Below are 15,153 nucleotides of genomic sequence, written 5' to 3'. Positions count from 1 at the left end.
TTTTATTTTGTCTTTTTTGTATAACTATTCAAAAAAATGTCTTGTTGAGTCAATTCTGAATTGGAAGGTACAATGAAGGTCTGAAAGGGGGATATCATATGTTGAAACAGCAGATTTCTATGATCGGCGTACCGATGGATCTCGGTCAGCTGAGGCGGGGAGTCGATATGGGACCGAGCGCGCTTCGCTGTGCCGGTGTTAATGAACGGTTAGAATGCCTTTGTCAGGATATTGAAGATCTCGGCGATATGACGATCGGGCAAAGAGAGGATGAGAAAGAAGGCGGGGAGCCAGCAGCTGAAGAGCTGAGAAACTTGAAAGCGATTACAAAGGCGAGTGCAAAACTTGCTGAGACCGTTGATAAGATCGTGGCTTCAGGTGCTTTTCCGCTCGTGCTGGGCGGTGACCACAGCATTGCGATCGGAACGCTGGCCGGCCTTGTGAAGCATTATCAAAACCTGGGTGTGATCTGGTATGATGCCCATGCTGATTTAAATACGAAAGAAACGTCTCCTTCAGGCAATATTCACGGCATGCCGCTCGCCATCAGCCTGGGGATCGGCCATGAAGGGCTGACGGGCATCTATGGAAAAGAAACGAAAATTAAAGCGCAGAACATCGTCATCATCGGTGCGAGGTCACTTGATGACGGGGAAAAAGAATTGATTCGCGACAAAGGGATCAAAGTGTATACAATGCATGAAATCGACCGCCTCGGCATGACGAGGGTGATGGAAGAAACGATAGACTATTTGCGCGGCAGAACGGACGGTGTCCATCTGTCACTCGATTTAGACGCGCTTGATCCGAACGATGCGCCGGGTGTCGGCACCCCGGTAGCTGGAGGCATCAGCTACAGGGAAAGCCACCTGGCGATGGAAATGCTGGAGGAATCAAAGTTGATTACGTCCGCTGAGTTTGTCGAAGTCAACCCGATATTGGATGAGAAAAACAGGACGGCGGAAGCGGCTGTCGCCTTAATGGGATCGCTGTTTGGCGAAAAGCTGCTTTAAATAAGGTTGAAGAGCGGCCTCTGGCTGCTTTTTTTTTGCGAAGAAGTCTCAACTTCATAATATTTAGGTTGTATAATAATTTTAAGCTAATATTAAGCGCATGATTCCTGTCAAAGCATCTACACCCTGCCAAAAATTTGATAAACTATTTTTATGAATTTAATGAAACCTTATAAAAATCAATTCGTATACATAAAGACCGGTGAAGGCAGAGGTTAGATAAATATGGAAACAATGATTAAAAAAAGAATCAAACAGGTGAAAAAAGGCGATCGTAACGCATTTGCAGACATCGTGGATATTTACAAAGACAAAATTTATCAGCTTTGCTACCGTATGCTCGGCAATGCGCATGAGGCGGAAGATATTGCGCAGGAAGCGTTTATCAGAGCATACGTGAATATCGACAGTTTTGATATCAACCGGAAATTTTCCACATGGCTTTATCGAATCGCAACCAATTTGACCATCGATCGTATCCGTAAAAAAAAGCCGGACTATTACTTGGATGCAGAGGTGGCGGGGACTGAAGGACTGACGATGTATTCCCAGGTTGCGGCGGATGTTGCGCTTCCAGAGGATGAAGTGGTTTCTTTGGAGCTGCACAGCACCATCCAGGAAAAAATCTTAAGGCTTCCCGATAAATACAGGACGGTCATCGTATTAAAGTACATTGATGAGCTCTCACTCATTGAGATCAGTGAAATTCTCAATATTCCCGTAGGTACGGTGAAAACGAGGATACACAGGGGCAGAGAGGCTCTCAGAAAACAATTAAGGGATCTTTAAGTGGGGTGATGAAATGAGCTGTCCGGAGCATATTGTTCAGCTTATGCATAAATACCTTGACGGAGACATACTACCGGAAGATGAATCGCAATTAAAAGAGCACCTCCAATCATGCGAAGGCTGCAAAAAGCACCTTCATGAAATGGAAAAATCCATCGCTCTTGTCCAGAGCACGTCGCATCTTACAGCTCCGGCGAACTTTACAGCCGATGTGCTGGCGAATCTGCCTAAGGAAAAGCGGACGGTATCGATCAACAGGTGGCTTAAAGCCCATCCGTTTTTAGTGGCGGCAGCTTTATTTGCAATTTTGATGGGCGGCAGCTTTTTCTCCAGCTGGAAAAACGATCAGGATTTCAGCGTATCCAGCCAGCCCAATCTCGTGGTGAAAAACAACACGGTCATCGTACCTGAAGGCGAAGTTGTCAAAGGCGATGTGACCGTGAAAAACGGAAAGCTGATTATAGAGGGCAAAGTCGACGGCGATGTCACGATTGTTAATGGCGAAAAATATACGGCTTCAGCAGGACAAGTCACCGGTCAGATCCATGAGATCAACGAGATGTTTGACTGGATGTGGTATAAGATCAAATCGACCGGAAAATCGGTTTTTGGCGTGAAGGAGTCTAAAGAGTAGAGCAAAGCGGGCGAATGAGCTTTGCTCTTTTTTTATGAGGGGCCGCCATTTCACTTGGAAAATCAATTTGTGCTATAATAGCCTCTGTATATGTAAAAATAATAGATCATACCATTTTGAAACATATTAACCTTACTAATGACTGAATTCTTGGAGGACGAGGAAATGGCTTTTGAGGATATCCCTTTCTTGCAGTACCTCGGCGATGCCGTTGATATTCTCCTTGTTTGGTACGTAATATATAAATTAATGATGGTCATCCGCGGAACAAAAGCGGTTCAGCTTTTAAAGGGAATCGTGGTCATTGTTCTCGTCAGGCTGGCCAGTCAATATTTAGGATTAAGCACCCTGCAGTGGCTGGTTGACCAGGCGATCACATGGGGGTTCCTGGCGATCATTATCATCTTCCAGCCTGAATTGAGGAGAGCGCTGGAACAGCTGGGGCGGGGGCGCTTTTTTTCGAGGAGCGGAACACCTGAGGAAGAGCAGCAGCAGAAAACGATTGATGCGATTACAAAAGCGATTAAATATATGGCGAAACGCCGGATTGGCGCGCTTCTGACGATTGAACGGGAGACGGGAATGGGCGATTACATAGAAACGGGGATCCCTTTAAATGCAAAGGTCAGCTCTGAGCTATTGATCAACATCTTTATTCCGAATACACCGCTTCATGACGGTGCCGTAATTATGAAAAATGATGAGGTTGCTGCAGCCGCCTGCTACCTTCCGCTTTCTGAAAGCCCTTTTATATCAAAAGAGCTTGGGACGAGGCACAGAGCAGCAGTGGGAATCAGTGAAGTGACCGACAGTCTGACAGTTGTCGTATCCGAAGAAACAGGCGGCATCAGCGTCGCCAAAAACGGAGACCTTCACCGTGATTTATCGGAAGAGGCATTGAAAAACATGCTTGAAGCGGAATTCAAGAAAAATTCGCGAGAAACTTCCTCAAATCGCTGGTATTGGAGGGCGAAGAAAAATGGATAAGTTCTTAAACAATCCCTGGGCTGTCAAAGTAGTCGCATTATTGTTCGCGTTTCTTCTTTACTTTGCGGTCCACAGCGCTCAAGCGCCGACTCCGAAGAAACCAGGTGAATCGTTTTTCCCGACATCGACGACAGACGAAGCGACGCTCACCGATATACCGGTCAAATCGTTTTATGATGATGAAAACTACGTCGTAACAGGCGTGCCGCAGACGGTGAATGTCACGATTAAAGGCCCGACAGGAACCGTCAAGAAGGTCAGACAAGTGAAGGATTTTGAGATTTATGCCGATATGCAGCATCTGAAAACAGGCAGGCACAAAGTCGAGCTGAAGGCCAGAAATGTTGCCGAAGGCCTCACTCTGACCATCAATCCATCGGTGACAACCGTGACCATCGAAGAAAAAACGACGAAGGAATTCCCGGTCGAGGTTGATTTTTATAATAAAAACAAAATGAAAGACGGCTACACGCCGGAGCTGCCGATTATCAACCCGAAAAACGTCAGCGTCACCGGCTCAAAAGCCGTGATCGACAGAATCCAAAACATTAAGGCGACGATCAATTTAGAGGGCGTCGACCAGACGGTTGAAAAAGAAGCCAAGCTAACAGTGTACGACAGGGACGGAAATGTTCTTCCGGTTGAAATCAGTCCATCCGTCGTTAAAATCACCGTTCCCGTGACAAGCCCCAGCAAAAAGATTCCCGTCAAAGTTGACCGGAAAGGGAGCCTTCCTGACGGTATCAGCATTTCCAGCCTTGATATCAGTCCGGGAGAGGTAACCGTCTACGGGCCGCAAAATGTTCTTGATTCGTTAGAATTTGTCGAGGCCGATGAGGTTGATTTAAGTAAAATGAAAGATGACACTGAGTTGGAAGCCAACATTAAAGTGCCGGACGGCGCTAAAAAAGTGTCACCCGAAAAAGTGAAAATCAAGGTGAAAGTTGACAAGGAAGAAGAGAAAAAACTGCAGAACGTTCCAATTAAAACCGCGGGGCTGAATGACAGCCGAGATCTTGAATTTCTCGATCCGAAGTCAGGCAAGCTGGATATCACGGCAAAGGGCTCGACAGCCGCGATCGAAAAACTCCAGCCTTCCGACGTCGAGCTCTATGTCAATGTGGCGGATCTCGATGACGGCGAGCATAACGTGAAGCTGGAAGTAAACGGACCGCAGAACATGACTTGGTCGCTGCCGCGGCAGAGCATTCGAGTGAAAATCTCATCTCAAACAACCCAAAACGAAAAAAATAATGGTCAGGATGAAGAAGAAGAGAATCATTCTGAAAAGGATTCACAACCTTCATGAATCAAAAAGGAGCGATATTAATGGGCAAGTATTTTGGTACAGACGGTGTAAGAGGCGTGGCAAACAGTGAACTTACACCCGAGCTGGCCTTTAAAGTCGGACGCTTTGGCGGATATGTCTTAACAAAAGATAAGGAGCGCCCCAAGGTGCTGATCGGCCGTGATACGCGTATTTCCGGCCATATGCTGGAAGGTGCCCTAGTTGCAGGCCTTCTTTCGATAGGAGCAGAAGTCATGCGTCTCGGCGTGATTTCGACGCCCGGCGTCGCATATTTGACGAAGGCTATGGACGCGGAAGCGGGTGTGATGATTTCAGCTTCCCACAACCCTGTAGAGGACAATGGAATTAAGTTTTTCGGCGGCGACGGATTTAAGCTTTCCGATGAGCAGGAGCTTGAAATCGAGCGTCTGATGGATCAGCCTGAAGATCACCTGCCAAGGCCTGTAGGCGCTGATCTGGGTATGGTGAACGACTACTTTGAAGGCGGACAGAAATATTTGCAGTTTCTTAAGCAATCTGCTGATGAAGACTTCACAGGCATTCATGTCGCGCTTGACTGTGCGCACGGAGCGACATCTTCGCTGGCGACCCACCTGTTTGCCGATCTTGACGCAGATGTATCGACGATGGGGACTTCTCCGAACGGATTAAACATCAATGACGGAGTCGGCTCGACTCACCCTGAAGCCCTGGCCGAATTTGTGAAAGAAAAGGGAGCTGACGTCGGCATGGCGTTTGACGGGGATGGCGACCGCTTGATCGCTGTCGACGAAAAGGGGAATATCGTAGACGGCGATCAAATCATGTACATATGCGCGAAGTACTTGAAGAGCGAGGGGCGCCTGGCGGACAATACAGTTGTGTCCACGGTGATGAGCAACCTCGGCTTTTACAAAGCGCTTGAAGCGGAAGGCATTAAAAGCGTTCAGACAGCGGTCGGCGACCGCTATGTAGTGGAAGCGATGAAAAAGGACGGGTTTACTTTCGGCGGAGAACAGTCGGGACACCTGATTTTCCTTGATTACAATACGACAGGCGACGGCCTGCTTTCTGCGATCATGCTGATGAACACGATCAAAATGACAGGCAAGTCTTTGTCAGAGCTTGCAGCGGAGATGCAGAAGTTTCCGCAGCTCCTCTTGAATGTGAAAGTAACCGATAAACATAAAGTGACGGAGAACGAAAAGGTAAAAGCGGTCATCGAAGAAGTTGAGAAGGAAATGAACGGTGACGGCCGCATCCTTGTGCGCCCGTCCGGCACCGAGCCGCTTGTGCGTGTCATGGCTGAGGCGAAAACGAAGGAGCTTTGCGAGAAATACGTAGGCCGCATTGCAGATGTTGTGAAAGCTGAAATGGGAGCGGAGTGATTTTCCGCAGAAGACTGACGAACGAGACATGCTGATTTGACATAAGATAAAGTGAACCGTTCAATCTTGGAAAAAATGTGAACCATTTTGAAAAATGTTTGACGGTTCCTTTAGCGTATAGTAAAATCAGCTTGTCTTGTTTTAATTTTAAAGGAAAGGCAGGGCAGAAACATTTTTTATAGTTATAGCGCCCGGACTAAGCGTACGGATGAAACAGCTTAGTTGACGAGGATGGAGGTTTATCGAATTTTCGGCGGATGCCTCCCGGCTGACCACAAGATCACAGCCGCAAGGATTTCCTCAAACCAAAGAGGCGACTCTTTGAACAAAGGGAAATCGCATGATCTTCCATAAAAAACATGTAGGAGGGGACGAAGAATGTCCCCGCCTGATAAGCAGACTTTCTTCGTCTCCTGCCTGCGACTTTAGGAGGAAGAAAATTATGTGTGGTATTGTAGGTTATATTGGCCAGCTTGATGCAAAGGAAATTTTACTTAAAGGCTTGGAAAAGCTGGAGTATCGCGGCTACGATTCAGCTGGAATCGCTGTAGCGAACGAAGACGGCGTACACGTGTTTAAAGAAAAAGGACGGATCGCCGATCTTCGCTTAGCCGTTGATGCAAACGTGAAGTCACAAGCGGGAATCGGACACACACGCTGGGCGACTCACGGGGAACCGAGCCGTCTAAACGCTCACCCGCATCAAAGCGCATCAGGCCGATTTACACTTGTTCATAACGGCGTCATCGAAAACTATGTTCAGCTGACGCGCGAATATTTACAAGATGTAACCCTTAAAAGCGATACGGATACAGAGGTTGTCGTTCAAGTGATCGAGCAATTTGTCAATAACGGCCTTGACACGGAAGAAGCGTTCCGCCAAACGCTCATGCTGCTCAAAGGCTCTTATGCGATTGCATTATTCGATCATGAAAACAAAGAAACAATCTATGTTGCGAAAAATAAAAGCCCGCTTCTTGTCGGCCTTGGAGACAATTTCAATGTGATCGCGTCTGACGCGATGGCGATGCTTCAAGTGACAAACGAATACGTGGAGCTTATGGATAAAGAAATGGTGATTGTCACAGACAAAAAAGTCGTGATCAAAAACCTTGACGGAGAATTGATGTCACGTGCCTCATATATTGCAGAGCTTGATGCGAGCGATATCGAAAAAGGCACATACCCTCACTACATGTTAAAAGAAATCGATGAACAGCCGCTTGTCATGCGGAAAATCATTCAGACGTACCAAGACGAAAACGGCAAGCTTTCCATTCCTGGAGATATTGCAAATGCTGTTGGAGAAGCGGATCGCGTCTATATCATTGCCTGCGGAACGAGCTATCATGCCGGTCTTGTCGGCAAGCAATTTATCGAAACATGGGCGAAAGTTCCGGCTGAAGTCCATGTCGCAAGCGAATTCTCTTATAATATGCCATTGCTTTCTGAAAAGCCGCTGTTTATCTTTATTTCTCAAAGCGGAGAAACGGCTGACAGCCGCGCGGTTCTCGTACAGGTGAAAAAGCTCGGACACAAAGCGCTGACATTGACCAACGTACCGGGATCCACGCTTTCCCGTGAAGCGGACTATACGCTTTTACTGAATGCCGGCCCGGAAATCGCGGTAGCGTCAACAAAAGCATATACGGCGCAAATCGCTGTTCTCGCTATTTTGGCAGCTGTGACTGCGGAAACCCGCGGAAAAGCACTCGGCTTTGATCTTGTTAAAGAGCTCGGCATCATCGGAAACGCGATGGAAGCCCTTTGCGACCAGAAAGACGAAATGGAAATGATCGCACGTGAATACTTGACCGTAACACGCAATGCTTTCTTCATCGGCCGCGGTCTCGACTATTTCGTCTGCCTCGAAGGATCCCTGAAGCTGAAAGAGATTTCTTACATTCAAGCTGAAGGCTTCGCCGGCGGCGAATTGAAGCACGGTACAATCGCATTGATCGAAGACGGCACACCGGTCATTGCCCTTGCGACACAAGAGCACGTCAACTTAAGCATCCGCGGAAACGTCAAGGAAGTGACAGCGCGCGGCGCCAACCCTTGCGTGATCTCCCTGAAAGGCCTGGAAGAAGCAGACGACCGCTTTGTCCTGCCTGAAGTGCATCCGGAGCTTGCACCGCTCGTCTCCGTCATCCCGCTGCAGCTGATCGCATACTACGCTGCGCTGCACCGCGGCTGTGATGTTGATAAGCCGAGGAACTTGGCGAAGAGTGTGACGGTGGAGTAGGAGTCGTTTGAAATAAAAATTTGTACCCCTCTTGGATTGGATGATCTGGAGGGGTATTTTTGTGTTTGAAAGAGAAATAAGTCTTATCAAAAATCGAACTCTGGTAGTCTGAAAGTGCGCTAGATTATAAGTGAAGCCTCGTATACATACTTATTTTTTAAAGGAAGTGTAACCATGAACAACGAGACGTACATTGAAGTGAGGAGAACATCGCAGTACGCCAATAAAATGAAAAATATTAATGTGCTGATTGATAGTGTTGAGGCTGGGAAAATCAAAGATGGCGGGAGGCTGCGAATTGATTTGGAGCCTGGCGAACATGAGATCCAAGTGAAAATTGATTGGTGTGTAAGCCAAGCTTTGAGGTTTACGTTAGATGAAGGAGAAGCTTTAAAGTTTAGATGCGAAAGTCCGGTTCGTGGATGGAAGATGTTCTTCGGACTTTTTTATGTATTGGCCGATCCAGAAAAGTATTCGTTTATTGAGCAGGAATAGGCGGTTGCAAGCAGCTTTGGTCTGCATCATCGCCATCATACGCTGCACCGTAACAACCTGACGAAAAGTGTGACGGTGCAGTTTTTTATCCCCAGGTGAATATGAAGCGGTGTCGATGAAAGAAAAAGCCTAAAACACCTTATTTCTATAAATCCGAATCGACAGAAGCCATGAACACCCGTATAGCGTAATAATTGATATGGCAACGATCAGATACAGATAAGTATTTTGTAAGGTTAGAAGCATGTGAATGAACTTTCTAATTTGATCGTTCAAATTTTGGACAACAAAATTAACCGTTAGCATATACAAGCCAAATGCAACAATAGAAGCAATCAACAAATAGTTACTTTTGAATTTATAACAGAATGGCAGCATGAATGAAGCAGCTGTCATCACAATGGCGACCATTAGCAAAATGTCTTTCCAGATCGTAAGTTCCTGGTGAATAATAAAGTTTGCGATAAATATGGCCGCAGCCACCATACATGTAAAGAGAACGACGACAATATATTTTGAACTGACAATCTCCTTCCGTGTATAAGGCAAAGAATTGAGAAGCATATGTATAGAGGACTTTTCATCTATTGAAATGGTATTCATAAAAATAGCAATACTAAATGCAATTCCAACCCAGATGGGGGAAGCATCTAATGTTAAATAAACACATAACCCCAAAAATAAAACTGCCAATGTTTTTTTCTGCAAGACAATGTCCTTACGTATTAAGTTGAACATGCTCTTTAGCTCCTTTCTTCGTATAAAACATAATATCTTCCAGAGTCGGTTTTTCAATTAACACCATATCCCCAAAAATGTTTTCTGTTCGTGATTTATTCGCAGTCAATGCTTCAAATCCATGAGTTGATTTTCGAACCGCTATAAACTCCTGTTCGGTTTCCCGGTCCAACAACTCCATGCCGCCTTTTACAATTGCATATTGTTCTTCAATCTCGTAAAAGTCCTTTGTAAAGATATGCTCTCCTTTATGAATGAACGTGATATAATCTGCAATCTTATCTAAATCAGTTGTTATATGAGTTGAAAAAAAGATCGTCTTATCCCCATCTTGCATGAGCTGATGCAAGATTTCCAACAGCTCACGGCGGAAAATCGGGTCCAGTCCGGCCGTCGGTTCATCCATAATAATTAGTTCCGCATGATGGGACAAAGCGACGGCTAATGATGCTTTCATCATCATCCCTTTTGAGAACGTCTTGATTTTTTTAGTGAGCGGCAAGTTAAATGTGTTCACATAATCATTGAATACTTGTTCATCCCAATTGACATAGGATCTTTTCACAATATCTTTCATTTCAGTCAATGTTAAATGTTCATAAAATATGTTCGAATCAAATACAAAGCCAATTCGTTGTTTGATTTCTTTCTCATGCTCCTTGTAATTCAAGCCAAATACCGTAATCGTTCCGCTGTCAGGCTGCAATAAGTTCATGATCAGTTTAATCGTTGTCGATTTCCCCACGCCATTTCCGCCGATAAATCCGGTGACAAAACCTTTTTTTACATTCATTGAAAAGTCCTTTAGTTGAAAACCATCGAACGATTTATGAACATGCCGGAGTTCAATTACATTGTCCATCATTCTTCCTCCTGATATAAAATGGTAAGCAAATCTTTTAATTCTGTAAGGGGAACGCCAATGTCTTTGCTGTTTTTTATCGCTGCTGTCAACTGCTCTTCAATTGCTTTCATTTTTCCTTCTTTCATCATTTCGTTATTCTGATCTGATACAAAAGAGCCTTTCCCGACTACGGAATAAATGAAGGCATTCTTCTCAAGTTCTTCATAGGCGCGCTTTGACGTAATAAGGCTGACATTTAGATCTTTTGCCAATTGGCGCATAGAAGGCAGCGGCTGTCCAGGCTTCAATTCATCGGCAAGAATATGATCCTTAATTTGGGTGTAAATTTGTTCATAAATGGGTTGCTTTGAACGATTCGAAATTATAATTTTCATTTCAAAACCTCTTTTATTTATACACAATATATACAATATGTACAATATACACAAAGATTACCTGAATGGCAACGATTTTTTGTACTGAAATTTTCTTGATACTCTACTCACGTCACCTTTTACACTTATATTGAAGAATAGATAGGAAAGGTGATGAAAATGGATGAAGAGCCATCAAAAAAAGCAATCTTTTCAGTACAATTAATGCTTGGAATTTCACTTATTCTTGGTGTTATACCTCCCCTTATTATGTTTTTAATTTCAAGAAAGAAAGACTTATATTACGGTGAATCAAGTCGCAAAGCACTTAACTTTCATTTGACGATTTTCCCATTGTTTGTAATTGGTAGTTTTCTGCCTTCATGGGTTAAGTACGTTATATTGGCTATAGAAACATTAATAATCATGTATGCTATTATTCGAATAGCTTTTCAAAAACCATATTATTATCCAGCCATTCCTTACATTAAAAGTAAAGATGAAAATATAGAAAAGAGGTATTCGCATGTCAAATAATATGTTGACAATCGGACAATTGGCTAAACGAACAGGAGTTTCTATAAGAACACTTAGGTATTACGATAAAATTGGTTTGCTAATACCAACCGACTACAAAGAAGGAGGACACCGACTTTATAGCCTTGATGAACTCTCACGTTTACAACAAATACAATCTCTTAAATTCATAGGCTTTTCACTTAAAGACATCGCAGATTTATTAAAATCGCAATTTATAGAAGAACAGCAACTTAGCTATTCAATTTCATTCAAAAAAAGAGAACTTATTGCAGAACAAGAAAGAATTCGTCAAACGATTGATCAGTTGGATCATATGAAAACTATTATCTCAGGGTATGAAAAGGTAGATATAAAATTATTCAGCTTTATTATTCACTCTATTCTTTTTGAAGAGGAAAATTTTAATGAATATAGTCAAGCTAAAGGTTCTATTCACAATTTTAGAAGCAGTGAAAGAGCTAATTTAGATAAAGAGTACTTTTCATTGTTTATGGATTTGAAGGAACTTATAGCAAACGAAACAAATCCTGAATCCGATGAGGCATTAAAATTTATCAAACAGCTGGTAGATATTTCTAACCGAACGTTATTAAAGATTGATACAGCAGAAATAGAATCAACGGTTCAATATAATGAACCCAATATACTCAATCCCTTCACGGAAGAAGAAAGAGCCTTTCTTAAAAATGCTTTTGCTTATATGTCAAAGTTACAAGAATGATTAATTGAAAAAGAGTACACCCAATGGCTAAAGAAAAAAATTGGCGCTCCCACTTTCTGTGTATAAAGCTTATTTACGGAGGTTTTAATTTTGGTTCAAGAAATTTTCCAAAGAGTTGAAGAAGTCAATGTTATTTATCAATTTGTAGCAGTATTTATAATTGGATTTGTACCTTTCCTTGAGGCTTTCGTAGCTGTACCAATCGGAATACTTTTAGGCCTACCATTTATTCTCGTCGTTTTAGTGGGGGCTATCGCTAACTGGCTGTCTGTTATGGCTGTAATAGTATTTTCTTCTTTTATGAGAACTTCATTTTCCAAAAAAGAAAAGAATAACACTGATCATTACATTAACAGACGTTTTCAAAAAGCAAAGTCATATTTCAATAAGTACGGAGTTCCCGGGATTTCCCTTTTGGGTCCTATAATAGGAACAAATCATATTGGCGCATTGGTGTGTATAATAGCGAAAGCAAATAAAAAAAGGATCATCCTTTGGCAAACTGTCAGTATAGTGATGTGGGCTGTGGGGACTGGCGTTCTGTTAATTTTCGGAGTTGATATCTACAATAATATAAAGAAATGAAAAGGATGTTCCTAATTTTATCATTCTCGATTTAGAAGAGAGTGTCGCTTTTTCGATATGCAAAGCGTGTCGGTATTTATGTCAAACGGCAACGGTAAAAATGTAGGGAATGAGTCGTTCAAGAAGTCTTCCTCTTTCCACGTATCAGATTACCCGAAGAGAGAATAAAAGGGCACCATACATATTGACAATTTGCGATATGAAGATATAATGATTGGTATGGAACCTATTGAAGTTTTCAAAGCTTTATCAAATGAATCAAGGCTGCAAATTTTGCAATGGCTGAAGGAGCCTGATCGTCATTTTGAACCCCATGAAGGGATTGATATGAACACAATCGGGGTATGTGTCAGCCAAATCACAGACAAATTGAAAATGACGCAATCAACGGCTTCTCAATATCTTGCCATTCTTTTAAGAGCCGGCTTGATTAAGGCGGAACGAATCGGAAAGTATACGTACTACAAAAGAGACGAAGAGGCCATCAGAAAGCTTGCTGACTTTCTTAAAACAGAGATATGAGCATTCAAAAAATAAACATCTCTAGATGATGTTTATTTTTACACCATACATATCGACATATTCCGATGTGTTTATTTTTTGATTTACATATCGTTATTTCGTGATATGTAAATGTATAAAACGAAGAAGGAGCGAACGATTATGTTTAGTGCTTGGAAAATTTATATTTTAGCGATCATCAGTTTTTTGGTAGGAACCTCAGAGTACATTATTTCCGGGATTTTGGATCAGATCGCCCAAACACTCGGAATAACTTTAGCTGCCGCGGGCCAGCTGATTACGATCTTTTCACTTGTGTATGCAGTTTTCACACCGGTTCTCATGGCGTTGACGGCAAGTATGGATAGGCGCAAGTTAATGATGTATGCTCTCGCTTTGTTTGTGATCGGAAATATTCTGGCCTTTACCCTGCCTGGCTATGGCTGGTTTGTTGCAGCGCGGGTCATTATGGCATTGGGGGCAGGCATGGTTGTGGTCACGGCATTAACGATTGCCGCCAAAATCGCTCCGGCGGGTAAGCAGGGCAGTGCAATTGCTACAGTGGTCATGGGGTTTACTGCTTCTCTGATCATAGGTGTTCCACTCGGAAGAATGACGGCAGAAGCATTAGGCTGGAAGTCTGTATTTGGAGGAATTGCTTTACTGGGATTCATCGCAATGATTGTTATATTCTTAATCTTGCCGCATACCGAAGGCGATAAGCCTGTTCCTTTGCTTCAACAGCTTTCTCTTTTAAAGAACCGGAAAGTAGCAATGGGGTTATCAATCACTTTTTTCTGGCTCGGAGGGTATTCCGTTGCATATACTTATCTGTCTCCTTACCTTCTGACCGTTTCAGGGATAAGCGGCAATTTGCTTAGCGGCTTTTTGCTTATATTTGGAATCGCCAGCTTGGTTGGATCGAAGTTTGGCGGATATAGCACCGATAAATGGGGCGTTCCCTTTACACTTATTGGCGGGATGACACTGCATATCATCGCATTGATTTTGCTGTCGCTTGTCACCCATTCTTATGTCGGAGTATTGTTGATTCTCATCTTATGGTCGTTTGCCGCATGGTCTACCGGCCCGACACAGCAATATCACTTAGCGACGCTCGAACCGGAATTGTCAGGTGTATTGCTCGGCATCAATCAATCGATGATGCAATTCGCCATGGCCGCAGGTGCAGGAATCGGAGGGATTTTTGTAGAAAAAATATCGCTGGCTTCTATTACATGGTTTGGAGCACTGGAGGTTACGCTTGCGATTGTTGTTGTTTTGGTGACTTTCAGTTCGCATTACAAACGGAAAGCAGGATCTGTAAGAGAAATCAGCTCATAATACGTTGCCTTGATTGGTGTTGAAAATTCAATGGTTTCATTCCTCATATCTTACTTGTTTTTTTCGAAGTCTGGCAGGTAGTGTTGAGCCGAAAAATCTAACACCCGCCCGTTGTAAAACGAGCGGGTGTTTTTTATTTAGTCCGCTAAAATCCGCAAATAAGCCCTCCAGGGGCCGACATCAGCCTGATACCGTTTCGCCAGCACTCTTGCAATTTGCGAGATGTGAGTAAGGTCGTGGGCAACCCATGTCGAGATCTGTTCTCTCAGTTTGACGATTCCAAACTCAGGGTGCATCCCCGTTTGTTCGAAGTCGGTTTCAGGATCAATGATCTGCTGTAATGTTTCCAGGTTCGCCCGTCTGATGTCTGCAAACTCGTTAAGCAACTGTTCCATCGTTTTTCCGTCGTTTTGATTCAACTGGCTGAAGCGGTCGAACGGCGGAAAAGGTTCCGTTGCTCCTTTTGTCACGATCATTTTGATTCGCGGCAACCAATTGTTTTTTTCTCCTTCAATGAGATGGCCGACGACATCAAAGGCGTTCCACGTGTCGGCGCCTTCATTGCAGCTGATCCAGGGACTTGATAATCCGGTCAGCAGCTGACTCAGCGTTTGTGGTGTGCGCTCCAGGATTTCGATTGCTTCCTCGAGTTGAAAGTTCATGTGAA

The 15,153-nt window shown here is 43.6% G+C and carries 17 protein-coding genes; 13 read left to right on the top strand and 4 right to left on the bottom strand.

The genetic code is table 11. The features are described 5' to 3' along the window. Positions 1-98: 98 nt before the first annotated feature. The 8 genes from rocF to MST20_RS17625 all read left to right on the top strand — a co-directional run bounded on the left by rocF (position 99) and on the right by MST20_RS17625 (position 8,839). Complete coding sequence (gene rocF / locus MST20_RS17660) at positions 99-1,013, top strand: arginase (protein WP_243943845.1); 915 nt, start codon at positions 99-101, stop codon at positions 1,011-1,013. A 225-nt stretch (positions 1,014-1,238) separates the two neighbouring features. Beyond that, the gene (gene sigW, locus MST20_RS17655; RefSeq protein WP_003178438.1) at positions 1,239-1,802 is read left to right on the top strand and encodes an RNA polymerase sigma factor SigW; all 564 of its coding nucleotides are present in this window, start codon (positions 1,239-1,241) and stop codon (positions 1,800-1,802) included. Positions 1,803-1,815: 13 nt separating this feature from the next. Then, positions 1,816-2,436 (top strand): anti-sigma-W factor RsiW, encoded by a 621-nt coding sequence (rsiW, locus tag MST20_RS17650; protein WP_243943843.1) that lies wholly within the window; start codon positions 1,816-1,818, stop codon positions 2,434-2,436. 165 nt (positions 2,437-2,601) lie between these two features. Continuing rightward, on the top strand, positions 2,602-3,423 hold the full coding sequence (gene cdaA, locus MST20_RS17645; RefSeq protein WP_003178443.1) for a diadenylate cyclase CdaA: 822 nt from the start codon (positions 2,602-2,604) through the stop codon (positions 3,421-3,423). Next, positions 3,416-4,732 carry a CdaR family protein gene (locus MST20_RS17640; RefSeq protein ID WP_243943841.1) on the top strand — a complete coding sequence of 439 codons (1,317 nt, stop codon included), beginning with the start codon at positions 3,416-3,418 and terminating at the stop codon, positions 4,730-4,732. The genes cdaA and MST20_RS17640 overlap by 8 nt, the downstream gene beginning before the upstream one ends. A 20-nt stretch (positions 4,733-4,752) precedes the next feature. Beyond that, positions 4,753-6,099: a phosphoglucosamine mutase gene (gene glmM / locus MST20_RS17635; protein ID WP_243943899.1), complete on the top strand. Its 1,347-nt coding sequence runs from the start codon at positions 4,753-4,755 to the stop codon at positions 6,097-6,099. A gap of 442 nt (positions 6,100-6,541) precedes the next feature. Continuing rightward, positions 6,542-8,344, top strand: coding sequence for a glutamine--fructose-6-phosphate transaminase (isomerizing) (glmS, locus tag MST20_RS17630; protein ID WP_243943839.1), 1,803 nt, complete (start codon positions 6,542-6,544; stop codon positions 8,342-8,344). A gap of 174 nt (positions 8,345-8,518) precedes the next feature. Continuing rightward, entirely contained in the window at positions 8,519-8,839 is a 321-nt protein-coding gene (locus MST20_RS17625) for a hypothetical protein (RefSeq protein ID WP_243943838.1), read from the top strand. 129 nt (positions 8,840-8,968) lie between these two features. On the opposite strand, the gene MST20_RS17620 is transcribed toward MST20_RS17625, so the two are convergent. From MST20_RS17620 to MST20_RS17610, 3 genes are read right to left on the bottom strand one after another with little or no spacing between them, the layout of a single operon-like run. Continuing rightward, entirely contained in the window at positions 8,969-9,577 is a 609-nt protein-coding gene (locus tag MST20_RS17620) for an ABC-2 transporter permease (protein ID WP_243943836.1), read from the bottom strand. Continuing rightward, positions 9,558-10,439: an ABC transporter ATP-binding protein gene (locus MST20_RS17615; protein WP_023857689.1), complete on the bottom strand. Its 882-nt coding sequence runs from the start codon at positions 10,437-10,439 to the stop codon at positions 9,558-9,560. The genes MST20_RS17620 and MST20_RS17615 overlap by 20 nt, the downstream gene beginning before the upstream one ends. Then, positions 10,439-10,816: a GntR family transcriptional regulator gene (locus MST20_RS17610; protein ID WP_023857690.1), complete on the bottom strand. Its 378-nt coding sequence runs from the start codon at positions 10,814-10,816 to the stop codon at positions 10,439-10,441. The genes MST20_RS17615 and MST20_RS17610 overlap by 1 nt, the downstream gene beginning before the upstream one ends. A gap of 159 nt (positions 10,817-10,975) precedes the next feature. On the opposite strand from MST20_RS17610, the gene MST20_RS17605 reads away from it, so the two are divergent. From MST20_RS17605 to MST20_RS17585, 5 genes are all read left to right on the top strand, one after another. Further along, positions 10,976-11,332, top strand: a complete 357-nt coding sequence (locus MST20_RS17605; RefSeq protein ID WP_025810874.1) for a DUF4870 domain-containing protein — start codon at positions 10,976-10,978, stop codon at positions 11,330-11,332. Further along, positions 11,322-12,056 (top strand): MerR family transcriptional regulator, encoded by a 735-nt coding sequence (locus tag MST20_RS17600; protein ID WP_023857692.1) that lies wholly within the window; start codon positions 11,322-11,324, stop codon positions 12,054-12,056. The genes MST20_RS17605 and MST20_RS17600 overlap by 11 nt, the downstream gene beginning before the upstream one ends. 90 nt (positions 12,057-12,146) lie before the next feature. Further along, complete coding sequence (locus tag MST20_RS17595; protein ID WP_243943834.1) at positions 12,147-12,641, top strand: small multi-drug export protein; 495 nt, start codon at positions 12,147-12,149, stop codon at positions 12,639-12,641. A 219-nt stretch (positions 12,642-12,860) separates the two neighbouring features. Continuing rightward, a complete protein-coding gene (locus MST20_RS17590) occupies positions 12,861-13,163 on the top strand; it encodes an ArsR/SmtB family transcription factor (RefSeq protein WP_025810872.1) in 303 nt (100 codons plus the stop codon). A 141-nt stretch (positions 13,164-13,304) separates the two neighbouring features. Further along, positions 13,305-14,486 (top strand): MFS transporter, encoded by a 1,182-nt coding sequence (locus MST20_RS17585; RefSeq protein ID WP_243943832.1) that lies wholly within the window; start codon positions 13,305-13,307, stop codon positions 14,484-14,486. Positions 14,487-14,623: 137 nt separating this feature from the next. Here the strand turns inward: MST20_RS17585 and MST20_RS17580 are convergent, their stop codons facing one another. Continuing rightward, positions 14,624-15,148, bottom strand: a complete 525-nt coding sequence (locus tag MST20_RS17580) for a DinB family protein (RefSeq protein WP_243943830.1) — start codon at positions 15,146-15,148, stop codon at positions 14,624-14,626. Positions 15,149-15,153 lie beyond the last annotated feature (5 nt).

It is taken from the genome of Bacillus sp. B19-2 (assembly GCF_022832475.1).
GTDB classification, from domain to species: Bacteria; Bacillota; Bacilli; order Bacillales; family Bacillaceae; genus Bacillus; species Bacillus paralicheniformis.
The sequence above is the reverse complement of the archived record's forward strand: the minus strand, read 5'-3'. Positions and strand labels throughout refer to the sequence as shown.